Below are 24,116 nucleotides of genomic sequence, written 5' to 3'. Positions count from 1 at the left end.
TCTGTCTCACGCCGCCACACGGGTTCTGGCTGGGAGGCCCTGGTGGACCTCGGCGGGGGTTCTGCCGCCGAACGCCGAGTGCGGTCGGTCGGTGTTGTAATAGTCGATCCAGCGGCCGATCCCGGCCCTGGCCTCGCTGCCGGTCTCGAAGGCGTTGAGGTAGACGCACTCGTATTTGATTGATCGCCAGAGCCGTTCGATGACTTCGGAGGGACCGTCGCGCCAGTGGCGCGGCGTAAGCCCGACGAAGATTGTCCATCCACCGCCCGCGCCCGTCCATCGACACCCGAATGTCGGCCTCGGTCAAGACTGTTGTGAAGCGCGGGCTGGTGAATTGGCTGCCCTGATCGGTGTTGAAGATCTCGGGGCGCCCATGAAGCGCCATGGCTTCCTCCAGCGCCTCGATGCAGAATTCGACGTCCATCGTGTTCGATAGCTGCCAAGCCAACACCCGGCGCGATGCCCAGTCCATGACGGCAACCAAATACAGGAACCCCCGGCGCATCGGAATATAGGTGATATCGGTACACCACACCTGATTGGGGCGGTCGATGACCATGTCACGCAACAGGTAGGGCCAGATCTTGTGCTCGGGATGCGGCGCCGTCGTCTTCGGTTTCTGATAGACGGCTTGCAGCCCCATCCGCCCCATCAAGCGGCGAACCCGCTTGCGATTGACCGCATAACCCAGCCGACGAAGATGGCGCATCATCTGTCGGCTGCCGTACCAGGGTGTTTCCAGGAATTGCTCGTCGATCACCCGCATCCGAGCGAGGTTTTCAGCCGTCTCGCCTGTCCTCGGACCGTAATAGCGGGACCGGCTGATCGACACCAACGCGCATTGCCGCACGATCGACAACCGAGGATGCTCCGGCTCGATCAGTTCCCGCCTCCGTTCGACGCTCATCGACCGGAGGCCTTGCGCAAAAAATCCCGCTCCACGACCAGTTGACCGATCATCGCGTGCAGTTTCTCGACCTCACCCGCGTGCCCGGTTTCCACCGCCTCCGCCTTGCCGGAGAACACGCTCGCCAAGCCGTCCATCGCCTGCTTCTTCCAAGCGTTGATCACCGTCTGGTGCACGCCGTGCTTGGCGACAAGCTGCGAAATCGTCAGTTCACCCCGGATCGCCTCCAGCGCAACCTTCGCCTTGAAATCCGCCGAATACCGCTTCCGTTTCCCTGTCATCGGGTTCGTCCTTCCTCATGGGCGAACCAAGCTTAGCCAACTGTCCGCCAGATGGGGACCAGCTCAGTTCCTGCGATGCGTGGTTCAAAGTCGGCGAGCGCGTTCAGGATGCCGCTTCTGTCGAGCGCCAAGCGCCAAGGCGGGGCGGCGTTCTGGAAACGGCTGGGATTGGCTTAAGCGCCCAATTCCTATGGCCTCCCATTGGACTCCGGCGCATCCGCCAACCCATGTGCATTGTCCCGGCTTGTGTTCTCCATGTCCTGGTCGAGCGGGAAGATGGGGCGGCGGGCGCGGCGGAAGGGGAGTTTGGTCAGGTCGGGCGTGCAGAGCGCGCCGCTGTCCGCGACGATGACCTCGCCCGCGATGGGTTCGAAGGACGCGCGGAAATGCTGCATGGACTTGACCACAACCGACCGGCAGCGCTCCGGCGTGATGCCGAAGGCGTGGAACTGGCCGAGATCAAGCATCTGCGCGGGGTTTGAAATGACGAGCACGTCGATGCCGCCGATGCGGATGACCGCCGAGGGGCCGAAGCTGCCCTTCATGCCCGCCATCATCGGTCCCTCCCCGACATAATCGCCGGTGAAGCGACCGAGGAGCGTCGCCGTGACGTCAAGGGGGCCGCCGCCAAAGCGTGGATCGGTCTTGCCGCCAAGCCGGAGCCGGACCGTCTCGCCCGGTTCATGGCTGGAAAGCTCCGCCACGGCCTCGGGGTCCACCAGCCCGCCAAGGCAGGCGTCCTCAACCTCCGCCGCGATCAGCGCGGCCAGCAGGCGGGTGGAATCGCCATAGGCTCCACCGCCCGGATTGTCCGCGTAATCGGCGATGACGAGCGGACCCTTCGTCGCCTGATAATTCCGCGCCCGCGCGGCGGCCTCGTCCACGGAGAGATAATGGTTCACCACCTCGTTGCGCCGGTTCCAAATGTCGTCGGCGATCTCCTGGATGACGGCGCGGTGCTTGGCGACGTCGCCCTGGCAGGTGACGAGCGCCGTCGGCCCGACCTCCGCGATGTCCGCGTTGCCGAATCCGCCATTGACCGATACGGCGAAGACGTCGGGTTCCTGTTCATAGGCGACGGCCCGGGTGAGCCGCGCCACCATGGGGCCTGTGTCGGTGCGCCCGCCGGTCGCCTCCTCCAGCATGGGGCGATGCTCGCGCAGCGTGATCGGGCGGATTTCGCCCGTCATGGCGCGGGCGAGGATGGACGCCGCCTGGACTCCGCGTTCGCGCATGTCCACATGCGGATAGGTCTTGTAGCCGATGACGATCTGCGCCTGGGCGACCATCGCCTCGGTGACGTTGGCGTGTGGGTCCAGCGTGACGCCGATGGGGATGTCCGGCCCAACGATGGAACGGATGCGCGTGAGCAACTCCCCCTCGCCATCCTCCAGATGTTCGGCGACCATGGCCCCGTGCAACCCCAGGAGGATGCCGTCGATCCGGTCCCGGTTTTCCGCCACGGCGGCGAGGATGACGCCCGCAATATGCTCGTAAGCCTCCACCGTGACCGGACCGGCGGGCGTCGCCCCCGTGCTGATGGGGTGGATCACGGTCCAACCCTGTCGCCGGGCGACGTCAAGAAAACCGCCAAGCGGGGTGTTGGCGTCGCCACGCTCGGCGAAGGCCTCCTTGGCGTCGTAATAATAGCGGTCGCGAAACGCCTTCAGGTTGGTCTTGCGGCAAGAGAAGGTGTTGCTTTCGTGCTGGAACTCGGCTGTGAGCACGGTGAAGGGCATCGCGATCTCTCCGGGAATGGGTCAGTCGAGCGGATGGTGGCAGGCGACCGGATGCCGCTCTGTGGTCAGAAGGACCGGCTTTTCCGCGTAGCAGCGGCTGCTGGCGAGCGAACAGCGGGGGGCGAAGGCGCAGCCCGGCGGACGCTCGAACGCGCTTGGAATCTCTCCGGTCATCGCGGTCACGGTCTTGCGCCGCTCCGGGTCCGGCAGGAAGGCGCTGTCCATCAGCGTGCGCGTGTAGGGATGACGATGCGGCGCGTCGGTGGATGGCAGGATCTCCACCGCCGCCCCCAGATACATGACGACGATCCGGTCGCAGAAGTAGCGCACCAGACCGAGATCATGGGAAATGAAGAGGTAGGTGAGGCCAAGCCGGGTCTTGAGATCGGCCAGCAGCGCGATGATCTGCGCCTGAATCGACACGTCGAGGGAGGCGGTCGGCTCGTCCAGCACGATGAGATCAGGCTCAAGGGCGAGCGCCCGAGCGATGCCGACGCGCTGCTTCTGGCCGCCGGACAGTTGTTGCGGGTAGCGTTCGGCAAGCTGCGGGTCCAGCCCGGCCATCTCCAGAAAACGCGCGGCCTTGTCCTTGGCTTCGGCGCGGGTGTGGCGGACGCCGTGGACCTGGAAGGGTTCCATCACCGCGTCGCGGATGGTGAAGCGCGGGTTGATCGAGGAATAGGGATCCTGGAAGACCATCTGCATGTGCCGCCGCTGGCGACGCAGCGCCGCTGGCGTCAGCCCGGCAAGGTCATTGCCTTCGAAACACACATGGCCAGCGGTTGGTTTCAGCAAATGCAGGGCGAGGCGGGCGAGCGTGGACTTGCCGCAGCCCGATTCCCCGACCACGCCGGTGACTTTGCCGCGCGGCACGTCGAGGGTCAGGGAATCGACGGCGCGCATGGTTCGCTTTCCGCCAAAGAAGCCCTTTTGCGAACTGAAGTCGCGGCTGACCCCGTCAAAGCGCAGGATCGTGTCAGACATGGCCAGCCTCCAGCGGATGATGACAAAAGGCGACGGCCCCGCTCGCGTCCACAATCGACCCCGTCGGCACGTCCGTCCGGCAATCCGGCGCGGCGATGGCGCAGCGCGGATGGTAACGGCAGCCCTTCGGGTAGGCCAAAGCGGCTGGCACCATGCCGGGAATGCCAACCAGGGAGCCGGGCGCCTGCCCCTCCTGCGGGATGCAGCCGATCAACGCCTTCGTGTAGGGGTGGCGCGGTCGCGCGAAGATGTCGCGGACGGGACCCGTTTCCGCGCCCCGTCCGGCGTAGAGCACGCTGACCCGGTGGCAGGCCTGCGCCACCACGCCCATGTCGTGGGTGATGAGGAGGAGGGCGAGGCCGCGCTCCGCCACGAGATCACACAGGATCTGGATGATTTGCGCCTGGATGGTGACGTCGAGCGCGGTGGTCGGCTCGTCGGCGATGATGAGGTCGGGGTCGCCCGCCAACGCCATGGCGATGACGATGCGCTGCTTCATGCCGCCGGAAAGCTGGTGCGGGTAATGGCCGTGAACGGCGGCGGCCTCCGGGATGCGCAATTGACGCATGAGGTCGAGGCTGCGGGCGCGCGCCGCCTTCGGCGACAGCCCGGCGTGGATGCGCGAGGCCTGATCGATCTGCGCGCCGACCGTCAGGATCGGATCGAGCGACGTCATGGGATTCTGGGAAATGAGCGCGATCCGTTGGCCGCGCAGCGTCCGATACTCGGCCTCCGGCAGGCGGGTGAGGTCGATGCCGTCGAAGCTCACCCGCCCCGAGGTGATCCGCCCACCGATCAACGGCAGCAGCCCCATCAGCGCCATGGCCGTCAACGACTTGCCCGATCCCGATTCACCCACCAGCCCCAGCACCTCGCCCCGCTCCAGCGAAAAGCTCACGCGGTCGAGGAGCGGCAGCAGGCCGATGGCGACGGACAGGTCTTGGACCGTAAGAAGGCTCATCTCAGCGGTCCTTCAGCCGGTTGCGGATGGCGAGCGCGTCGATGAGCGCGTCGCCGAACAGGTTGATGGCGATGACGGTCACGGCGATGACGAGGCCCGGAAAGAGGATGACCCAGGGCGCCAGATAGATCTGGGCGACCCCGGAACTCATCAGCGCGCCCCAACTGGGCAGCGGCGGTTGCGCGCCAAGGCCGAAGAAGCCGAGCGTCGCTTCCAGAATGATGGCGTCGCCGACCGCCAGCATCCCGGCCACGATGACCGGCGTCAGCGCGTTGGGAATGAGATGGCGGGCGAGCACATGGACATGGCCGGAGCCGATGCTGATCGCCGCCTCGACATAGGTCTCCCGCTTCAGCGCGATGATCTGGCTGCGGGTGAGCCGGGCGAACTGGGCGAGATAGCCGATGGTGATGGCGATGCCCGCGCTGGAAAGACCGGGGCCGAGAATGGCGATGAGCACGAGCGCGATGAGGATTTCCGGAAAGGACCAGGTCACGTCGGCGATGGCCATCAACACCCGGTCGACCCAGCCGCCGAGATAACCGGCGACCGCCCCGAGCACGAGGCCGATCATGACCGACAGGGAAATGGCGGTGACGGCGACGCCCAGCGACACACGGGCGCCATAGATGATGCGCGAGAGCAGGTCGCGGCCGAATTCGTCGGTGCCAAGGAGATGGGCGGCTGATGGCTCCATCATGGCGCCGGCGAGATTCTGTTCTGCGTAGGGGTAGGGCGCCAGCCAAGGCGCGGCGATCGCGGCGGTCACGGCCAGCGCCAGGATCGCGGCGGACGGCGCGCCGCGCGGGCTGGCGATGGCGGCGCGGAGGGCGGTGAGGACGGCCATGTCAGCGCATCCCGTCGCGCATGCGGGGGTCAAGCGCCGCTTGAGCCAAATCGCCGACCAGGGTGCCGAGCATGACGGCGATGCCCAGCATCAAAAGGCAGCCCTGGATGATCGGATAGTCACGCTGGTTGAGGGCTGAAAATGAGGAGGAGCCGAGCCGGGCGGGCGAAGACAGATTCGATTGGTCAACGCGCCGCCGAAACCCAGCGATTTCAAGGCCGATGATGGTGACGAACCGTCAGGAGCGCATGACGCAGCGACATGGCCAAGAGATGGACTCTGGCGCTTGCTCACCCCTTGGCGTGCGCAGAAACGAAAAATCCTGCCGCGCGGTCTCCTAGCATGGGCGTCGCGGTGACGCGGGCGATGAGGGCGACGCCCCCAGCCCGATGGTAGCCGGCAGGACGAGCGCGTCGGCCGCTGCGCGCCCCGACACCGGAACCACCCAAGCTCCTACCGCGGAAGACCAGAGATCATGAGAAGGCCGAGGCCAGAATTGGGAATGTGGCCCCCATCAGAATGAGGGTCATGGAAAACCGTGGGTCAACCAACTGTTCGCGGAAGAAAGGCGGGATGGTCGGGCCGATCGAGAGATGCCGACGGTGAGTGGAGAAGGCCAGCGCCAGACGCCCAGCGCCAACGTAGGGCAGTATTGGCGAGGAGAAGGGTGAGGACCGGCTGGTTGAGGGATGATGGCGTCGCCCGAGATCGCGGGAACACCCGAGCTCAGCCAACGCCGTATTGACGACGAGTTGGCTGATCCATACCGAATTTCGCCGTCAGTTCGGCCCGACTCGCGCGGGCGATGAGCCGATCTGACACGCATGTTGTCGTCGGGTGTCGACCGGCACCAGATGCATTCTGGATGGCGAAGACAACCGCCGATCATGATGAGGAAGACGGGAGAGGAGCAGAAGACGCTTCATGAAAGATAGCCGAACATCCTGGTTTATCCTTGCGGCGTTTATCTTGGTGCACGATCGGCGTCCAAAATGGTCTGGCTGGGTCAGGCGGTGCCCGGATCGCTCCGGCAACTTCAGCTTCCGGTGGAGTAGGCGAAGATGTTGGCTGGCTCGTAGACTCGGCGGAAAAGGCGATATGCTGAAGGATATACGCGTGATACGCGTTGAAATTCGCGAAGGCTCGTCCAGGTCTTTGCCTTGGTCATGGGCAGATGTTTCAGCTCTTCCGCCTTCGGGACTCTGTTCAGCATGGACACGTTCGGATAGCAAGGCGCTTGCCTGAGAAGAACCAGTCGATGATGTCGGCGTTCGTCCAGGAATAGGAACGCACCGCCAGTTGATGCTCAGTCTTTTTCTTGTACTGGGCGTTGATCGAGGAGGGATCGAAAATGGTGATGTCCGCCTGGATGCCAACGTCTTTGAGCTGAGCCTGAACGGCTTCGGTGATGCGCTTGAACTCGGTGCCGTTGGAGGTCCACAGCTTCACCCGCAATGTCTGGCCGTTCTTCGCCCGGACGCCGTCCGGTCCAACAATCCATCCAGCCTCGTCAAGGAGCGTCTTCGAGCGGTCCGGGGCGTAGGAGATCGCGAGTTTCGGATCAACCTTGGATTCCTGAAGGGACGAAATGAGGAAGCTGTTCGCCGGGGCGCCGACGCCGCCATAAAGCGTCTGCCAAATGGCCTTCTGGTTGATGGCGTAGGCCGCCGCCGCCCGGACCTTGATGTCGGTGAATGGCTCCACCGTGACGTTGATCGGCATGTAGACGATCTCGGTTCCGGGAATCATCATCACCTTGACCGACTTTTCGGCCTTCAGGCGGGGCAGGAAGTCGGTCGGCACCGTGTACAGGAGATCCACGCCGCCGGTCTGGAGTTCGAGGAACGCCGTGGAATCCTCGGCGATCTCGCGCACCGTGATCTTTTTGATCTTGGCCGGACCGCGATTGACGGACAGGTCCGATCCCCAGGTGAAATCATCGTTGCGCGTCAGAACGGTGTTCTGGCCGACGGTGAAGGTCTCCATCTTGTAAGGGCCGGTGCCGACGGCGGCGGTCACGCCGAACTTGTCGCCGAGTTGGTCATAGGCCTTGGGCGCGGGAACGCCCATGAAGGAGGAGGCGAGGTTGAACAGCAGATTCGGGTCCGGCGTTTTCATCAGAAAACGCACCGTCAGGTCATCGACCACCTCGACCTTGTCGATGTTGGCGACCATGTAGGCGTTTTCGGTTCCGGCGAATTTGGGGATCCACCATTCGATGGTTTTGGCGTTGAAGGGTTCGCCGTTGTGGAATTTCACGCCCGCTTTCAGTGTGAAGGTCCACTGCATGCCGTCGGGCGTCTGTTCCCAGGCGGTCGCCAGAGAGCCGTGAAAGCTCTGGTCGGCGTCCTGCAAGAGGAGCCGGTCGTAAATCAGCGAATTGGCGCTGTTGAGCCGGGTGCCGGTGATGGGGTTGTAAGAGGGGGCGCCAACTTCGCGCGCCGTGACGGCGAAGGTGGCCTCCTGCGCGAGCAGCGCCGAACAGGAGCAGGCAAGCGCGGAAACGGTGAGCAAGGCGATTCTGGCAAGCGTCTGCATGGAGCTTTCCCCAATCAATGTGCCGCGTGGTTTCTACGATGGATCACGTCTCGGTTCCGTGGGGATCGCCCACATGGCCGGTGAAGCGGGCGTAAAGCTGAGAAACCCGGGTCATGCGGGCTTCCACGTCGGGACCGATCTCGATGGAAATCGCGTTCATCATCAGATTGATGAGGCTCGCCATCTGAGCGGTGGAATCCCAGAAAAGGTTGAACTCGGTCGGCACGACGAACATCTCGCTCGTCAGCGCCGCGCCCCAGTCGCAGAAGGCGTCTGTGACGAGGGTGACGGGAATGCCCCGCTCGCTCGCCGTGCGGGCCAGCAGCTTCGCCAGCCGCGAATAGCGTCGGGCCTCGAAAATAACGAGGGCGACGTCCTGCGTGTCCGTCTCCAGCAACTCTGCGAAATGCCCGCCGTCGAGGTCCAGCAGTTGCGCGCCGTCGCGCAAATACTGCAACTGATGGGTGAACATGTGCGCCATGCCGCGTTCGGTCTGGAAGCCTGCGGCGAACACCCGCCGCGCCGTGGCCAGCCGCTTGACCACCTGCCGCCACTGGTCCGATTGGGCCAATTCATAGACCGCCACCAGACCGGCCATCTCCAACTGGAGCGATTGCGCCAGGGCGTCCCCCCCGGCGAGCGAGCGCGCCTGGAACGCCTTCAGCCGGTCGGAGATCAACCAGGGCCGGTCGCCGATGTCCTGTTCCAGTTGGCTTTTCAGGTCCTTGAAGCTGGCGTAGCCGAGCGAGCGGCAGAAGCGGCCGACCGTCGGTTCGCTCACCCCCACCTTGGCGGCCAGCGTCGCGGCCGTCTCGAAGGGAACGCTGCCGGTCCGGGCAAGGATGTAGCTCGCCAAGGCCTGATCGGCTTTCGATCCCGTCGGCAGGCAGGCGCGCAGCCTGTCCCGTAAGGTTCCTTCCATCAGCGGCCCTCCTTTCGGATGAAAGGCTGATAGTTTTCTTTCAGATCGTCAAACGATTTTTATTAACTTGCAAAAATTGAGCGACGCGGTGTTTTAATTGCCCAGAGAAGCCGCGCCGTCCGCCTCCGGTGGAGCGCGGACGCGTGGGACGTCAATCCGGGTGGGACGGCATGTCGACATATGATTTTGCGGTGATCGGCGCGGGCATTTCCGGGGCTTCGGTGGCCTTTGAGCTTCAAGCCGAAGCGCGCGTGGTGCTGATCGAGGCCGAGAGCCAGCCCGGATACCATTCGACGGGCCGTTCGGCGGCGCTTTACACGCCGAATTTCGGCCCGCCCATCGTCCGGCGGGTCAACGCCGTTGGCCGCGCGTTCTTCGAGGCGCCGCCGGACGGCTTTGCCGAGGCGCCGCTGCTGTCGCCTCGTGGCGCGCTCACGCTGTTCAAGAGCGGGAATGAGGGGGAGCTTGCCGCCTTCCTGACCAACGGGACCGAGCGCGACCCCATCCACCCGATCCCCGTGGCCGAGGCGTTGCGCCTCGCCCCGCTGATCCGTCCCGAGATGGTCGCCGCCGCCGCCTTCGAGCCGGGTGTGACCGATATGGACGTGGCGGCCATCCACCAGGGCTTCCTGCGCGGCTTTCGGCGGCGCGGCGGCGACATCCGGCGCGCCCAGCCCGTCACGGCGCTGCGGCGCGACGGCGCGACTTGGCGGGTGACGGCGGGCGGCGAGGAGATTTCGGTGGCGACCGTGGTGAACGCCGCCGGGGCCTGGGGCGACGCCGTCGCCCGCCTGGCTGGCGCCCGCCCGGTCGGCCTCGTGCCCAAGCGCCGCACCGCGCTCGTCATCGACGGCCCCGCCGACCTTGATCTTCACGGGATGCCGCTCGTCGAATTCGCGGGCGACGCCCCCTATCTGAAGCCCGACGGCGGTCGCGTCATGGCCTCGCTCGCCGACGAGACCCCGGTTGAGCCACAGGACATTCAGCCTGACGATCTGGACGTCGCCACGCTCGTCGAGTGGCTGGAGACCCACACCAAGACCAGCGTTCGCAAGGCTCCGCGCACCTGGGCGGGCCTTCGCAGCTTCGTCGCCGACGCCAACCCGGTCGTTGGTTTCGATCCCGAACTGACCGGATTCTTCTGGCTGATTGGACAGGGCGGCTACGGCATCATGATGGCGCCGACGCTCGCTCGCATCGCGGCGGCGCTGGCCACCGGCGGGAACGTTCCCGCTGACGCGGCGGCGGCGGGCGTCAACGCCGCCGACCTTTCTCCAACCCGGTTCCGATTCTGACGGGTCGGCTGTGTCCGACGGTCAGAAGCGGATGAAACGGTTGAGGAAGCGGCCAAACGGGCCGGTCAAGGTCAGGCCGCCGATGGTGGCGGTCACGCACAGGCAGCCTTCCGGGTCGGACACCGGGCTGTGTTCGATGGACGGGTCGCCCACGGCGATGTCGCCGGGCTGGAACGCGCCGAACTCGTCGGAAAAGCCGCCGTCCAGCACCACGGTCAATTCGATGCCGCCGTGGGTGTGGCGCGGCACGCTGACGCCGCCCTTCATGCGGATCAGCCGGGTGGTGGCCGACCGTCCGGCGTCGAGATCGACATAAGCCATGCCCGGTTGCAGGAAACGCCAGGGCTGCCGGTCGAGCGGGCCGCGCACATAGCCGCGCAAGGGTTCGGGCAAACACGCGGCGCGCGCGGTGGCTTCGGTGGGTTTCGGCGCCGGGCGGGCGGCGGGGCGGCAGGGGGAAGGGTGTTTTCTTCGCGGTCGATGCGGGCGAGCAAAGCGTCCAGGCAACCGGGATCGAGCGGTTCCGGCTCCAGATCCTCCAGTAGGGCGCCGCCGACCGCGTCCATCTCCGTAACCAGACGGCGGCAGCAGGGGCAGAAGGCGAGGTGGGTGGCGACGACCAGCGACGCCCCTTCGCACAGGGCGCCGCCGGAATAGTCGATCAGCAGGGTGTCGCCCGGATGATGGCTGGGCAGACTCATGCAACAATCCTCATGCGACGATCCTCACGCAACATCCCCTCACGCGTCCCCTCAAACATCCTCGTGCAGCGCCCGGCGCAGGCGATCCATCGCCAATCGCAGGCGCGATTTCACCGTGCCAAGCGGGATGCCATGCTCGGCGGAAATCAGGCTGTGCGGTTTGTCCTCGAAATAGGCCATCCGCAGCAACTCCGCCTGTTCGGGCGGCAACTCCTTCAAGGCGGCGCGCAGGCGGGCGTTGCTTTCGCGCACCTCCACCCGGTGATCGGCGGCCTCGACCGGGTCGGGGGTCAGGGCCGGATCGTTCGGGTCGATCTCTGGCCGCTGTTCGCGGCGCAGGGAATCGACCCGCTTGTTGCGGGCGATGGTGAACATCCAGGTGCTGGCCGACGCCTGAACCGGGTCATAGGTTTCGGCGCGGCGCCAGACCAACAGCATGACCTCCTGCACAATCTCTTCCGCCGCGCCGGAGTCGCAACCCAACCGGCGCAGATAGGTCTTCAGACGCGGGGCAAAGTGACCGAACAGCGCCCCGAACGCCAGACGATCCTGATCGCGGCCAACGGCGACGAGCAGATCTTCCAGGCTGGGGGGCGCGTCGGCCATGGGGGTGCGCGTGTCTTGCATCCCCCCATTCAAGGCGAACAACAACGCCCGCACAAGATCGGGATCGCCATCCTCCGCCGCCTCGCGCGGAATTTACCGGATCTTTTCTCGATTCAGCCTCGCCCCTCGCCCTGTCTCCGCCGTCTGACCGTTGGTACGCGGCGTACGCTCGTGTGGATCACATTTCAAATGGGACGGACGCAAAAAATCGCCAGCGCGGCGGAATCGCGCGTCGGCGCGTTTTGCGGCGCCCACTCCCCTTGGAAAAGCGGGATGATTTGCGGTAGTGTCCGCCCGACCCACCGAACACCAACGAGCAGTCGCACACGATGTTGCCCATCCGCGCCATCCGCCGCCCCCTTGGGGCCGTCCTGGTTCTCGCCGCGTCGCTGTCGGCGGTTGCCGTGACCTCGGCCAGCGCCGCCGATCCGCGTCTTCTCGGCACCTTCAAGGATTGGAGCGCCTTCGCCTTCGAGGAGAACGGCAAGAAGGTCTGCTACATCTCCAGCCAGCCCAAGAAAAAGGAACCGACGGCCGCCAAGCGTGGCGACGTCTATGTCCTGGTCACGCACCGCCCGGCGGAAAAATCGCTGGACGTCGTCAGCTTCATCGCGGGCTACCCCTTCAAGAAGGACAGCGAGACGACCGTCGAGATCGGCGGCAAGCCGTTCAAGCTGTTCACCGACGGGGAAACCGCCTGGGCGCGCGATGCGGAAACAGACAAGGCCGTGACCGCCGCCCTGCGCGACACCAAGGCCAAGCCGATGGTCGTCAAGGGCGTCTCGGGGCGCGGCACCAAGACCACCGACACCTACAGCCTGGACGGCGTCACCCAGGCTTACGACGCGATCAACCAGGCCTGCGGCGTGAAGCGCTGAGCGCTTTTCCGTTCTTGGAAAACGCAGGTTGACGCTTGGTCTTTTGACTCTTCGCGCTCATGGCCTTATTTAAGGGGTCATGAGCGCCTCCAATCACGCAAACGCCTTTGCCCTGCCCGCCGTTGACGCGGACGGGCGCAAAAACCTTGTCGGCCTGTCCCGCGACGAGCTGGAAGCCGAAATGCTGTCCATTGGCCTGGAGAAATTCCGGGCGCGCCAGCTTTGGCACTGGATTTACCATCGCGGCGCCACCGATTTTTCGGTGATGACCACGCTGGCCAAGCCAGTGCGCGAAAAGCTGGCCGACAGCCATCTCATCGCCCGCCCGACGGTGGTCAAGGATCTGAAATCGGCGGACGGCACCCGCAAATGGCTGCTGCGCATGCCCGACGGGCAGGAAGTGGAGAGCGTCCACATCCCCGAAGAGGATCGCGGCACGCTGTGCGTCTCCTCGCAGGTCGGCTGCACGCTGACCTGCCGCTTTTGCCACACCGGGACTCAGCGTCTGGTGCGCAACCTCGATTCGTCGGAGATTGTGGCCCAGGTCATGCTGGCCCGCGACATGCTGGACGAATGGCCCGCCCCGCCGGATGGGCGGATGCTGTCCAACGTCGTCATGATGGGCATGGGCGAACCGCTGTTCAATTACGAGAACGTCGCCAAGGCGTTGAAGATCGTGATGGACGGTGACGGAATTTCGATCTCCAAGCGGCGCATCACCCTGTCCACCTCCGGCGTGGTTCCCGCCATGCGGCGCTGTGGCGAGGAGCTGAACGTCAATCTGGCGGTCAGCCTGCACGCGGTGACGGACGAGCTGCGCGACATCATCATGCCGATCAACCGCAAATACCCGCTGCGGGATTTGATCGCGGCCTGCCGGGATTACCCCGGCCTGTCCAACGCCCGGCGCATCACGTTCGAGTATGTGATGCTGAAGGGGATCAACGACAGCCCCGCCGACGCCCGCGCGCTGGTCAAGCTGTTGGAAGGGGTTCCGGCCAAGATCAACCTCATTCCCTTCAACCCCTGGCCGGGCGCGCCCTATGAGCGCTCCACCGACCGGGCGATCCAGATCTTCGGCGATCTGGTCAACAACGCCGGTTACGCCAGCCCGGTGCGCACCCCGCGCGGCGAGGACATCATGGCCGCCTGCGGCCAGTTGCGCAGCGACAGCCTGCGCCTGTCCGCCGCCGAGCGCGCGGCCATCGACAAGGTCATCGCCGAAAAGGACGCCGAACTGGTTTGACCCCTCTTGTTTCCCTCTTCCCCCCTGGGAAGAGGGAGACGACAGGGCCTGAGAAATCCCCACTGGTCGGCTTGACAAAGCGCGAAGACGCGCGGGATGCTTCGATGGCGCAAACATCGAGCGCCCAACAAAGACCCGTTCGGGAGACAACAGGGATGACCAGCTTCAAAAGCGGCCTGTTCGGCGCCGCCGCCATCGCCCTTTCCGCCATCGCCCTCTCCCCCGCCATCCTGACCGGCGCGGCTCTGGCCGACACGCCCAAGGATTCGTTGGTGATGGCGTGGCAGTTCGACGACATCGTCGGCCTTGACCCCGCTGAGATCTTCGAGTTTTCCGGCGCTGAATACGGCGCGCAGGTCTATGACCGTCTCATCAACATCGATCCCAAGGACGTCAGCAAGATCGGGGGCGAGGTCGCCGAAAGCTGGACCGTTTCGCCCGATGGCAAGGTCTTCACCTTCAAAATCCGCGACGGCATTAAATTCCATTCCGGCAACCCGCTGACCGCCGAGGACGCCGCCTATTCGCTGCGCCGTGCGGTGAAGCTGAACAAGGGGCCGGCCTTCATCCTCGGCCAGTTCGGTCTGACGGCCGAAAACGTCGATCAGATGGTCAAGGCCACCGACCCGCGCACGCTGGTTTTCACCACCGAGCAGGTCTACGCCCCCACCTTCGTGCTGAACTGCCTGACCGCCGGTGTGGCGTCGGTCGTCGATTCCAAGCTGGTGCAGAGCAAGGAGAAGGACGGCGATTTCGGGTCGGCTTGGCTGCGCCTGAACTCCGCCGGGTCCGGCCCCTTCCAGTTGAAGCAGTGGAAGGCGAGCGAGCTGCTGACGCTCGACGCCAACCCCAACTATTGGCGCGGCGCGCCGGGGCTGAAGCGGGTGTTGATCCGCCACATCGCCGAACCGGCCACCCAACGGCTGTTGCTGGAAAAGGGGGACGTGGACGTCGCCCGCAACCTGAAGCCGGAGCAGTTCGAGCCGTTGAAGGCCAACAGCGCCGTGCGGCTGGTCCAGGCCCCCAAGGGCACGCTGTGGTACGTCGGCCTCAACCAGAAGAACCCGGCCCTGGCCAAGCCGGAGGTGCGGGAGGCGATGAAACACCTCGTCGATTACGAGGGCATGGCCAAGACCATCATGAACGGTCAGGCCACCATCCATCAGACCTTCTTGCCGGACGGCTTTCTGGGCGCGCTGAACGACACCCCCTACCGCTATGACCCGGCCAAGGCGAAGGAGTTGTTGGCCAAGGCGGGCTACCCCAACGGCTTCACGGTGACGCTGGACATGCGCAACACCACGCCGACGCAGGACATGGCCCAAGCCATCCAGGCCAGCGCCGCCGCCGGTGGGGTGAAGATCGAGATCATCCCCGGCGACGGCAAGCAGGTGCTGACCAAGTACCGCGCCCGCAGCCACGACATGATTATTTACCAGTGGGGCGCGGATTACCAGGACCCGCACACCAACGCCGAAACCTTCGCCGCCAACCCGGACAACAGCGACGGGGCCAAATCCAAGCCGCTGACCTGGCGCAACGCTTGGGACATCCCGGAGCTGACCAAGAAGACCAACGCCGCCGTCGTGGAAAGCGACGGGGCCAAGCGCGCGGCGATCTATCAGGATCTCCAGCGCTCGGTCCTCGCCGACTCGCCCTTCGTCATCATGTTCCAGCAGATCGAGGTCGTCGCCGAACGCGCCAACCTGACCGGCATGGTCTGGGGGCCGAGCTTCGACAGCAACGTCTATTGGAAGGCCGTGAAGAAGTAAGCGCCGCCCGGGGAGGCCGGGGGGCGGGGGTGGGGCGGTCGCCTTATCCCCAGGCCCCGGCGTCCTTCACCACAATGGCCAGCGTGTCGCTCAAGCCGGTCAGCACGCCGCGCTGAAGCTCCGCCGCCGTAACGATTCCGCCCTGGCCGTCGGGCAGGTCGCGGGTCGCGGTCGCCGCCGAAACCACGGTGACGCGCCACCCCCGGTCGTTGGCCCCGCGCACCGTGCTGCTGACGCAATTGTGCGTCATGAATCCGGCGATGATGAGGTCCGTCCGCCCGGTCGCCCGCGCGACCTCCTCCAGAGTGGTGCCGGTGAAGCTGTTGGCCTTGGCTTTGACGATGATCGCTTCGCCGTCCAGCGGGGCGACGGCGGGGAGGATCGCCACGAACGGGCCATCGGGGTTGAAGATCGGGCCGCCGGGCTTGCCGTGATGGACCACATGGATGACCGGCACGCCATGCTCGCGCGCCAGCGTCAGCAGGGCGGCGGCCTCCGCTGTCGCCGCCTCGACCCCGACCAGCGGCAGCGCGCCGTCGGTGTATTCGCGCTGAAGATCGATCAGCACCAGGGCGGCGGAATCCAGCGCGCTGGGGGTCAGCGGCGCGCCCGCCATCGTCAAAATCGTCTGGGGCAAACGCGTCTGGGGAGCGGTCATCGTCGTCGTCCTTCAAGGCTGTGGCGTGTGGGATGCCGCGATCTTGATCGGTTCATCTTTGCGCGCACAGCCGCTATCCTTGCGCGGCGTCTGTTCAAAAATGAACAGAACAAAGCGGAGCGGAGCAGGCTGTGGATTGGGACGATCTGCGGGTGTTTTTGGAGTTGGCGCGGCGTGGCAGCCTATCGGCGGCGGCGCGCGCCTTGCGGCTCAGCCACGCCACGGTCGGGCGGCGGCTGACGGCGCTGGAGGCGGCGCTGGGCCGGACGCTGGTGGAGCGCCGCCCCGACGGCTACCGCCTGACCGACGAGGGGGAGGCGGTGCGCGCGCTGGCCGAGGCGATGGACGACCGCGCCCAGGCGATCCGGCGGCGGGAGGGGAGCGGCGGCGGCCTGTCCGGCACGGTGCGGCTGACGATGACGCAGGCGTTGGCCGACCGCTTCCTGATACCCAGGCTGGGGCCGTTGCGGGCGGCCCATCCCGACCTGGATTTGGAAATCATCACCGACAACCGCGCGCTCAGTCTGGCCCGGCGCGAAGCCGATCTGGCGATCCGGCTGGCCCGCCCCCAGCACGGCGACCTGATCGGGCGGCGTCTCGCCACGCTCGGCTATGGCCTCTACGCCGCCCCGGACGCGCCCGACGCCCTGGTCGGCTATGACGAGACGCTGGCCGATCTGCCCGAGGCGGCGTGGTTGGCCCAGCATGGCGGCGGGCGGCGCGTGGCCTTTCGCGCCAACAGCGTGTTGGGGCAGATGGCGGCGGCGGTCGCCGGATTCGGCGCCGCCCTCTTGCCCTGCATGCTGGCCGAGGGGGAGCCGGGCTTGCTCCGCCTGCCGCTGCCCGGCCCGCCGCTGACCCGCGAGGCGTGGCTGCTGGTCCACCGCGACCGCAAGGACGTCCCGCGCGTCCGCGCCGTCATCGACCATCTGACCAGCCTGTTCGAGCGCGAGCGGGCGCGGTTGGAGGGGTGAGGGGACGGCGGCGCGCCTTGCGGCTCTTGACGACACATGTCATTTTAAAAGCGACAGATGACGGAGGACGCCATGCCAAACCGGACGAGCGGCGCGATGGTCGCCAGCGGAGCGGAGGGGGTGGAGCGGGTGACGGCCCTGTTGGGGGGCGCGCAGGTGTTTCGGCGCCCGCCCAAAACCCCGTTGGACGCCCATGACATGCTGTCCGACGGCATGCCCAGCGCCGCGCTGGTCCGTCTGTTTGGCAATCTTGGGATTCTTCAGCGGTCGCCGTCGCTGGAAAAGGCGGTGGGCATGAGCCTGCGCACCTTCCAACGGCGCAAGGACACGCCGACCAAACCCTTGAGCCAGGAGCAGGGCGGGCGGGCCTGGAAGTTCGCCGAAATCCTCGCCAAGGCCACCGAGGTCTTCGGCTCGCAGGACGAGGCGGAGCGTTGGCTCGACCGTCCGGCCATGGGGTTGGACCAGCGCCGCCCGATCGAGCTGTTGACCACCCCCGCCGGGGTCGAGATGGTCGAAGATTTCCTCACCCGGTTGGAGTACGGGGTGTATGCGTGACGCCGCTGCCGCCCCCGTTCGGCGATGGCGCTCTGGTGGGTTGGCGTCTGGATCAAGAGCGTTTCCGCGCCGGTTGGGACAGCGGCGAGGGCGCGTATCTTGTCGGGGGGCGTTGGAACAGCCGGGGCGTCCGCGCGGTCTATTGCGCGCTCGATCCCGCGACCGCCATTTTGGAGGTTGCGGTGCACAAAGGCTTCACGGCGTTGGACATCGCGCCGCATTGGCTGACCTCGCTGCGCGTCACCGCGCTTGATCGGGTTCATGTGGTTGATCCGGCGACCCTTCCCAACCCGAACTGGCTGCGGCCCGGCATTCCCAGCGCCGGGCAACAGGCTTATGGCGATGAGTTGCTGAAACGGCACGGCTTCGTCGTCATTCCCAGCGTGGTGTCGACGCACAGTTGGAACCTGATCTTCGTCGCCTCCGTCGTGGCGGGCGGCTATGCGTTGTGTGGGCAGGAACGCTTTGCGCTCGACACACGGCTTCATCCACCATCGACGTAAGCAGGATTTGCGCCGCGAATGATCGGCGCCGTCGGCGCTCCGTTGCGGCGACCGCTGGCTTTTCGCAAGTTTCTTGTCAAAATCGTTGAGCCGCCGGGCCGCATCGTCCATTCTCCGGCCTTTCCAGGGGGCCGTCGGCGGCTCCGGCTATCTTTTGGTCAGGTCAGGCGGCGATGACGGGCGAACGCATCTATCTGTACGACACCACCCTGCGCGACGGGGCGCAGACTCAGGACGTCGATTTCTCGGTCGCGGACAAGATCGCGATCGCCCTGGAGCTTGACCGGCTCGGCGTCGATTACGTCGAAGGCGGTTGGCCCGGCGCCAACCCGACCGACGACCAGTTTTTCGCCGAAGCGCCGGAGTTGAAGCGCGCCATTTTCACCGCGTTCGGCATGACCCGGCGTCCGGGCCGCAGCGCCGCCAACGATCCGCAACTGACGGCGCTGGCGCAATCGCGCTCGAAGGCCGTCTGCATGGTCGGCAAGACCTGGGACTTTCACGTCGACGTCGCGTTGGGCATCCCGCGCGAGGAAAATCTCGACCTGATCCGCGACAGCATCGCCGCGCTGCACGCCGCCAAGGGCGAGGCGCTGTTCGACGCCGAGCATTTCTTTGACGGGTACAAGCGCAACCCGGCCTACGCCGCGAGCTGCGTCAAGGCGGCCTTTGAGGCGGGCGCGCGCTGGATCGTGCTGTGCGACACCAACGGCGGCACGCTGCCGCACGAGATCGACGCCATCGTCCGCGCCGTGATCGCCGAACACGGGATTCCCGGCGACCGTCTGGGCATCCATTGCCACAACGACACCGAAAACGCCGTGGCGAACTCGCTGGCCGCCGTCCGGGCCGGGGCGCGCATGGTGCAGGGGACCATCAACGGTTTGGGCGAGCGTTGCGGCAACGCCAACCTCGTCTCGCTGATTCCCTCGCTGATGCTGAAGATGGGCTTTGAAACCGGCGTCCGGCGAGAGGATCTGCCGCTGCTGACCCAGCTCAGCCGGTCGTTCGACGAGCGGCTGAACCGCGCGCCGAACCGCCACGCCGCCTATGTCGGGGCCAGCGCCTTCGCCCACAAAGGCGGGCTGCACGTCTCGGCGGTGGAAAAGGATCCGGCCTCCTACGAGCATGTTCCACCCGAGGCGGTGGGCAACCGGCGGCAGATCGTCATGTCCGATCAGGCCGGGCGGTCCAACATCATCGCCCGCCTGCGCGACATCGGCCTGGACATCGACCCGAAGGACGAGCGGTTGGCCCGTCTGCTGGATCTGGTCAAGCAGCGCGACAGTGACGGCTACGCCTATGACACCGCCGAAGCGAGTTTTGAGCTGCTGGTCCGCCGCGAGTTGGGCGGCGTGCCGCGCTTCTTCGAGCTGCTGCGCTTCCACGTCACCGACGAGCGCCGTTACAACGCGGTGGGCAAGCTGGTCGTCGAGTCCGAGGCGGTGGTCCGCGTCCGCGTCGGCAACGAGGTCCGTTTGGAGGTCGCCGACGGCAACGGCCCGGTCCATGCGCTGGACGTCGCCATGCGCAAGGCGCTGGAGCCGGTGTACCCGGCCCTGAAGGGCGTCAGCCTGTCCGACTACCGCGTCCGCATCCTGGCCGCCAAGGAAGGCACCGGGGCGATGCCGCGCGTGCTGATCCGCTCGGCGGGGGTCGGGGGCGACGAGATGTCCACGCTCGGCGTCTCCACCAACATCATCGAAGCGTCGATGGAAGCGCTGGTGGACAGCTACGTCTTCACCCTGATGAAGAGCGCCGCCGCGCCGGTGTGATGGTTGGGCGCTTTGGCGAGGTTCAAACGCCCGTGCCCCCTCCCCAGCCCTCCCCCGCTTATGCGGGAGAGGGAGCCGTGATCCTTGTCGGCGCGCGGCGGAGTTCCCTCTCCCGCGCGAGCGGGGGAGGGTTAGGGAGGGGGCAAAGCCTTGCCAAATCACCAGGGTTCCGTTGGATCAACGTCCCGCCGCGTCCCGTCCCGGCAGGCGGTTGACGCAACCGACTGACCAGGAGCCGGAACCGTCTGCCGTCGCGTGATGGTCCAGCCGGGTCAGAGACCAGTGATCGACGCGCAGGCGCAGGGCGGCGGTGGGCGTCAAATCCAGCGCCAGCGCTGCCGCCGCGCGGATCGAGCCGCCATGGATCACCGCGATCAGATTTTGTTCGGCGTGGGTGGCGGTCAGCCGTATCAGCGCCTCGGCGGTTCGCGCCATCACGGCGGCGAAGCTTTCCCCCTCGGGCGGGGCGTTCGCCGCCGGATCCTCCCAGAAGCGGGCGGCGGCGTCGGGGTGGCGGGCGGCGACGATGTCGTGCGACAGCCCTTCCCACGCGCCGAAATTCTGTTCGGCCAACGCCGCCTCGACCAGCGGATCGGCCCCCGGATGCAGGGCGCGGGCGGTTTGGCGGCTGCGGCGCAGCGGGCTGGTCAACCACACCGCCGGGTCGGGCAGCGTCGCGGCGAGCGCCGAGGCGGCGGCCCAATCGCTGGTGTCGGCGACGGGGTCGCTGGCTCCGAAAATCGCTCCAGTCGGGTTGGGGACGGGGGCGTGGCGGATCAACCACCAGCGGGTCACGCTCATGATCCGGCCATCCAAGCCGTCAGGGTCAGCAGGGCGGCGATTTCCGCCACCTGCTGCGCCGCGCCGAACACGTCGCCGGTGTGGCCGCCGATCTGCCGCCGGGCCAACGCCGCCATCAGTCCCGTGGCCCCGGCGGCGGCCAGCGCGGCGGGCAGGGCCAACCATCCCAACGCCAGCGAGGCCAGCGCCAGCAGGGCGATTCCGCCGCCCAACGCGCCCGCCAGCCACACCGTGGTCTTGGTCGGCTTGCCCTGCGCGGCGGCCAGCCCGTCGCGGCGGGCAGGGGGCAGCCGGTCGGCCAGAGCCGCCAACCCGGCCCGCGACAACGCCCCCGCCGCGACCAGCCCGGCGATGACGGCGCCAGGGCCAGCCACCAGCAGCGCGGCGATGGCCGCAGCCCGCAGCCCGACCGAGAAGATCAGCGCCAGCACGCCGTAGCTGCCGACCCGGCTGTCGCGCATGATCTCCAGCTTGCGCGCCACGTCGCGTCCGCCGCCGAAACCGTCGGCGACGTCGGCCCCGCCGTCCTCGTGCAGCCCGCCGGTCAGCCACACCATCGCCGCCAGCCCCAGCAAAGCGCAGGCGAGCGGCGGCAGATGGGCGAGGCTGGCCAGCGCCGTCACCAGCCCGCCAACCAGCCCGACCAACCCGCCGACCAGGGGAAACCACCCCATGGCGCGCGCCGCCGCCCCCTCGGCCAGCGGCCCGGCGATGGGCAGGGGCAGGCGGGTGAGGAAGACAAGGGCGAGCGCGGCGTCCTGGATATGACGCGGCGGCGGCGCGGGGGGGGCTGTGTCGATTTGGAGCATCAGGACGGACCTACGCCCAACCGGGGGCGGGGGCAACTGGAACCTGACGGGGAAAGAGCGCGGCGCGGCGTCGGGACCACGTGGTCGGGCGGAATCGCGATGGGGAGATTCCAGCGCTTGACCAGACTTATCCACATTCCTGTGGATAATTGTGTGCGTAACCCTGTTGAACCTGCGGCGCCGCCTGTCCAGAACCGTCACAAACCCCGGCGAACCGGATTCGCGGGGGGGGGCGATTGAGCTTTTCCAACGCTTCGGCCATAAGACGGGGCAACCGATGACGCGCTGGGGATGGGCATGATGAGAGGGTGGGGCAAGGCCACGGGGGCGCCACGGCCTCGACGCTCCGTCCTGCTGCGCGGCTTGCTGCTGGTGCTGGCCATGCTGGCGCTGGCGGCCTTGGCCGAGCGGGTCGGGGTTCTTCCCGTTGGCACGTTGGAACGGCTTTTCGGGCAGGAAACCAAGCGCCACCGCTCCACCCGTCCCGCCAATACGGCGGTAGCGGTCGCGCCCCCCGCTGTGGCGCGGGCGTCCGACCGCATCGACTTCGTCCACACGCAAAAGCTCCTCGACGGCATTCGGGTGGAGCCGGAAAAGCGGCGCGGCTATGCGCGGGACGACTGGCCGCATTGGCTGTCCACCGACCGCAGTTGCCTGAACGCCCGCGAACAGGTGCTGATCCGCGATTCGCAGCGCCCGGCGCGCTTGTCGGCCAACGGCTGCGCGGTGGTGTCGGGCGAGTGGATCGACCCCTACACCGGCGACCGCGTCACCGATCCCGGCTTGATCGACATTGACCACCGCGTGCCGCTGGAAGAAGCCTATGGCAGCGGCGGCCACGCCTGGAGCCGCGACCGCCGCGCTGCCTACGCCAACGACCTGACCGACCCGCTGACCCTGCTGGCGGTCGGCCAAGCGTCCAACCGGGCCAAGGGGGCGAAGGGGCCGGAGGAGTGGCTGCCGCCCAAACGCGACGGGATTTGCCTCTACGTCGCCGACTGGATCGCCGTGAAGGCCCGCTGGTCGCTGAGCATGGATGAGCGCGAGCGCGTCACCGTCGGCAACATTCTGGCCGATTGCCGCCAGTCGGCGCGCTGATTCGGCAGGCCATCGCCGGATTGCCCTACGAAGGCGCTTTGACTTGGGGGGCGGATCGGTGCAAGGTCGCGCCGTTTTTCCGCGCTTTTCGTCAGGATCCGCCCCATGAGCAACCCGCAACCCGCCGTCACTTTCGAGGAAATCCGCGCGCTCGTCCGCAATTTGCCGGGACCGGATCTCGACGCCGGAACCGCCGCCTTGCAGCGCGAACGGCAGCTCACCAAACCGGCGGGCGCGCTGGGGCGGCTGGAAGAGCTGGCCCAGTGGGTCGCCACCTGGCAGGGCCAGCACCCGCCGGACATCCGCCGCCCGCGCGTCGCCGTTTTCGCCGGAAACCACGGCGTGGCCGCGCGCGGCGTGTCGGCCTACCCGTCGGACGTGACGGCGCAGATGGTCGCCAATTTCCAGAACGGCGGCGCCGCCGTAAACCAATTGTGCGAGGCGGCGGACGCCGACCTGCGCGTTTATGAACTCGATCTGGAAAACCCGACCGCCGACTTCACCCAGGGTCCGGCGATGGGCGAAGAGGAATGCTGCCGCACCATGGCCTACGGCATGATGGCGGTGGAGATGGGCATCCAACTGATCGCGCTGGGCGAGATGGGGATCGGCAACTCGACCTCGGCGGCGGCGCTCTGTCTGGCGCTGTTCGGCGGCGAGGCCGCCGATTGGACCGGGCGCGGCACCGGGGTGGACGACGAGGGGCTGGCGCGCAAGATCGCGGCGGTCGAGGCGGGCGTCGCCGCCAACCCGCAGGCCAAGGACGACCCGTTCGAGGCGCTGCGCTGCCTGGGCGGTTACGAGCTGGCGGCGATCGCCGGGGCGATCCTGGCGGCGCGGGTGGCGCGGGTTCCGGTGCTGCTCGACGGTTTCGCCTGCACGGCGGCGGCGGCGGTTTTGTTCAAGGCCGACCGCCGGGCGCTCGACCATTGCGTCGTCGCCCACCGCTCGGTCGAGCCGGGCCACACCCGTCTGTTGCAGGCCATCGGCAAGGAGCCGCTGTTGGATCTCGGCATGCGGTTGGGCGAAGGCTCGGGCGCGACGCTGGCGATCAACATCGTCAAGTCGGCGGTCGCTTGTCACACCGGCATGGCGACCTTCGCCGACGCGGGCGTCAGCACCCGCGAGGACTAAAAGGCGGGCGCGCTTGGCCCCCTCCCTAACCCTCCCCCGCTCACGCGGGAGAGGGAACTCCGCTGAACGCTGACAAGGCGCAAGACTCCCTCTCCCGCTGACAAGCGGGGGAGGGGCGGGGAGGGGGCA

The 24,116-nt window shown here is 66.8% G+C and carries 23 protein-coding genes and 1 pseudogene; 10 read left to right on the top strand and 14 right to left on the bottom strand.

Going from position 1 to position 24,116, the window contains the following annotated elements:
* Positions 1-6: 6 nt before the first annotated feature.
* The 8 genes and pseudogenes from D3877_RS09480 to D3877_RS09445 all read right to left on the bottom strand — a co-directional run bounded on the left by D3877_RS09480 (position 7) and on the right by D3877_RS09445 (position 9,179).
* Positions 7-1,188: pseudogene (locus D3877_RS09480) on the bottom strand (IS3 family transposase).
* Positions 1,189-1,376: 188 nt separating this feature from the next.
* Positions 1,377-2,927, bottom strand: coding sequence for a M81 family metallopeptidase (locus D3877_RS09475; RefSeq protein ID WP_119830354.1), 1,551 nt, complete (start codon positions 2,925-2,927; stop codon positions 1,377-1,379).
* Between the two features lie 21 nt (positions 2,928-2,948).
* Positions 2,949-3,911 carry an ABC transporter ATP-binding protein gene (locus D3877_RS09470; RefSeq protein ID WP_119830353.1) on the bottom strand — a complete coding sequence of 321 codons (963 nt, stop codon included), beginning with the start codon at positions 3,909-3,911 and terminating at the stop codon, positions 2,949-2,951.
* Entirely contained in the window at positions 3,904-4,872 is a 969-nt protein-coding gene (locus tag D3877_RS09465; RefSeq protein WP_119830352.1) for an ABC transporter ATP-binding protein, read from the bottom strand. The genes D3877_RS09470 and D3877_RS09465 overlap by 8 nt, the downstream gene beginning before the upstream one ends.
* A gap of 1 nt (position 4,873) precedes the next feature.
* A complete protein-coding gene (locus tag D3877_RS09460) occupies positions 4,874-5,719 on the bottom strand; it encodes an ABC transporter permease (protein WP_119830351.1) in 846 nt (281 codons plus the stop codon).
* 1 nt (position 5,720) lies between these two features.
* Positions 5,721-5,894 carry an ABC transporter permease subunit gene (locus D3877_RS30815; protein WP_274379625.1) on the bottom strand — a complete coding sequence of 58 codons (174 nt, stop codon included), beginning with the start codon at positions 5,892-5,894 and terminating at the stop codon, positions 5,721-5,723.
* 1,031 nt (positions 5,895-6,925) lie between these two features.
* Positions 6,926-8,257 carry an ABC transporter substrate-binding protein gene (locus tag D3877_RS09450; protein WP_119830349.1) on the bottom strand — a complete coding sequence of 444 codons (1,332 nt, stop codon included), beginning with the start codon at positions 8,255-8,257 and terminating at the stop codon, positions 6,926-6,928.
* Positions 8,258-8,300: 43 nt separating this feature from the next.
* Positions 8,301-9,179, bottom strand: coding sequence for a MurR/RpiR family transcriptional regulator (locus tag D3877_RS09445; RefSeq protein WP_119830348.1), 879 nt, complete (start codon positions 9,177-9,179; stop codon positions 8,301-8,303).
* A 170-nt stretch (positions 9,180-9,349) separates the two neighbouring features.
* On the opposite strand from D3877_RS09445, the gene D3877_RS09440 reads away from it, so the two are divergent.
* Complete coding sequence (locus D3877_RS09440; RefSeq protein ID WP_119830347.1) at positions 9,350-10,474, top strand: NAD(P)/FAD-dependent oxidoreductase; 1,125 nt, start codon at positions 9,350-9,352, stop codon at positions 10,472-10,474.
* A 21-nt stretch (positions 10,475-10,495) separates the two neighbouring features.
* Here D3877_RS09440 and D3877_RS30510 read toward each other — a convergent pair whose 3' ends face one another.
* From D3877_RS30510 to D3877_RS09430, 3 genes are read right to left on the bottom strand one after another with little or no spacing between them, the layout of a single operon-like run.
* Positions 10,496-10,795 carry a cupin domain-containing protein gene (locus D3877_RS30510; RefSeq protein ID WP_238474804.1) on the bottom strand — a complete coding sequence of 100 codons (300 nt, stop codon included), beginning with the start codon at positions 10,793-10,795 and terminating at the stop codon, positions 10,496-10,498.
* Positions 10,747-11,175, bottom strand: coding sequence for a cupin domain-containing protein (locus D3877_RS30505; protein ID WP_238474803.1), 429 nt, complete (start codon positions 11,173-11,175; stop codon positions 10,747-10,749). Before D3877_RS30505 ends, D3877_RS30510 begins: the two co-directional genes overlap by 49 nt.
* A 51-nt stretch (positions 11,176-11,226) precedes the next feature.
* Positions 11,227-11,802 (bottom strand): sigma-70 family RNA polymerase sigma factor, encoded by a 576-nt coding sequence (locus D3877_RS09430; RefSeq protein ID WP_119830900.1) that lies wholly within the window; start codon positions 11,800-11,802, stop codon positions 11,227-11,229.
* 308 nt (positions 11,803-12,110) lie between these two features.
* Between D3877_RS09430 and D3877_RS09425 the strand changes: the two genes are divergently transcribed.
* The 3 genes from D3877_RS09425 (at position 12,111) to D3877_RS09415 (ending at position 15,677) form a co-directional block, all read left to right on the top strand.
* Positions 12,111-12,659 carry an invasion associated locus B family protein gene (locus D3877_RS09425; RefSeq protein ID WP_119830346.1) on the top strand — a complete coding sequence of 183 codons (549 nt, stop codon included), beginning with the start codon at positions 12,111-12,113 and terminating at the stop codon, positions 12,657-12,659.
* Positions 12,660-12,738: 79 nt separating this feature from the next.
* Positions 12,739-13,905, top strand: coding sequence for a dual-specificity RNA methyltransferase RlmN (gene rlmN, locus D3877_RS09420; protein ID WP_119830345.1), 1,167 nt, complete (start codon positions 12,739-12,741; stop codon positions 13,903-13,905).
* Positions 13,906-14,060: 155 nt separating this feature from the next.
* Entirely contained in the window at positions 14,061-15,677 is a 1,617-nt protein-coding gene (locus D3877_RS09415; protein WP_119830344.1) for an ABC transporter substrate-binding protein, read from the top strand.
* 43 nt (positions 15,678-15,720) lie between these two features.
* On the opposite strand, the gene D3877_RS09410 is transcribed toward D3877_RS09415, so the two are convergent.
* Entirely contained in the window at positions 15,721-16,335 is a 615-nt protein-coding gene (locus D3877_RS09410; RefSeq protein WP_119830343.1) for a cysteine hydrolase family protein, read from the bottom strand.
* Positions 16,336-16,466: 131 nt separating this feature from the next.
* Between D3877_RS09410 and D3877_RS09405 the strand changes: the two genes are divergently transcribed.
* From D3877_RS09405 to cimA, 4 genes are all read left to right on the top strand, one after another.
* A complete protein-coding gene (locus tag D3877_RS09405) occupies positions 16,467-17,309 on the top strand; it encodes a LysR family transcriptional regulator (protein ID WP_119830342.1) in 843 nt (280 codons plus the stop codon).
* 72 nt (positions 17,310-17,381) lie between these two features.
* Positions 17,382-17,867 (top strand): type II RES/Xre toxin-antitoxin system antitoxin, encoded by a 486-nt coding sequence (gene parS / locus D3877_RS09400; protein ID WP_119830899.1) that lies wholly within the window; start codon positions 17,382-17,384, stop codon positions 17,865-17,867.
* Positions 17,864-18,370, top strand: a complete 507-nt coding sequence (locus D3877_RS09395) for an RES family NAD+ phosphorylase (RefSeq protein WP_119830341.1) — start codon at positions 17,864-17,866, stop codon at positions 18,368-18,370. The genes parS and D3877_RS09395 overlap by 4 nt, the downstream gene beginning before the upstream one ends.
* 173 nt (positions 18,371-18,543) lie before the next feature.
* Complete coding sequence (gene cimA / locus D3877_RS09390) at positions 18,544-20,145, top strand: citramalate synthase (protein ID WP_119830340.1); 1,602 nt, start codon at positions 18,544-18,546, stop codon at positions 20,143-20,145.
* 177 nt (positions 20,146-20,322) lie between these two features.
* Here the strand turns inward: cimA and D3877_RS09385 are convergent, their stop codons facing one another.
* Both D3877_RS09385 and cobS read right to left on the bottom strand, forming a co-directional pair.
* Entirely contained in the window at positions 20,323-20,946 is a 624-nt protein-coding gene (locus tag D3877_RS09385; protein WP_119830339.1) for a histidine phosphatase family protein, read from the bottom strand.
* Entirely contained in the window at positions 20,943-21,755 is an 813-nt protein-coding gene (gene cobS, locus D3877_RS09380) for an adenosylcobinamide-GDP ribazoletransferase (RefSeq protein WP_119830338.1), read from the bottom strand. The genes D3877_RS09385 and cobS overlap by 4 nt, the downstream gene beginning before the upstream one ends.
* A 297-nt stretch (positions 21,756-22,052) precedes the next feature.
* Between cobS and D3877_RS09375 the strand changes: the two genes are divergently transcribed.
* Together D3877_RS09375 and cobT are read left to right on the top strand one after the other, a co-directional pair.
* Positions 22,053-22,853, top strand: a complete 801-nt coding sequence (locus tag D3877_RS09375) for an HNH endonuclease family protein (protein ID WP_119830898.1) — start codon at positions 22,053-22,055, stop codon at positions 22,851-22,853.
* 105 nt (positions 22,854-22,958) lie between these two features.
* The gene (gene cobT / locus D3877_RS09370) at positions 22,959-23,987 is read left to right on the top strand and encodes a nicotinate-nucleotide--dimethylbenzimidazole phosphoribosyltransferase (protein WP_119830337.1); all 1,029 of its coding nucleotides are present in this window, start codon (positions 22,959-22,961) and stop codon (positions 23,985-23,987) included.
* Positions 23,988-24,116: the final 129 nt, after the last annotated feature.

The sequence above is a fragment of the Azospirillum cavernae genome (assembly GCF_003590795.1).
GTDB classification, from domain to species: domain Bacteria; phylum Pseudomonadota; class Alphaproteobacteria; order Azospirillales; family Azospirillaceae; genus Azospirillum; species Azospirillum cavernae.
The sequence above is the reverse complement of the archived record's forward strand: the minus strand, read 5'-3'. Positions and strand labels throughout refer to the sequence as shown.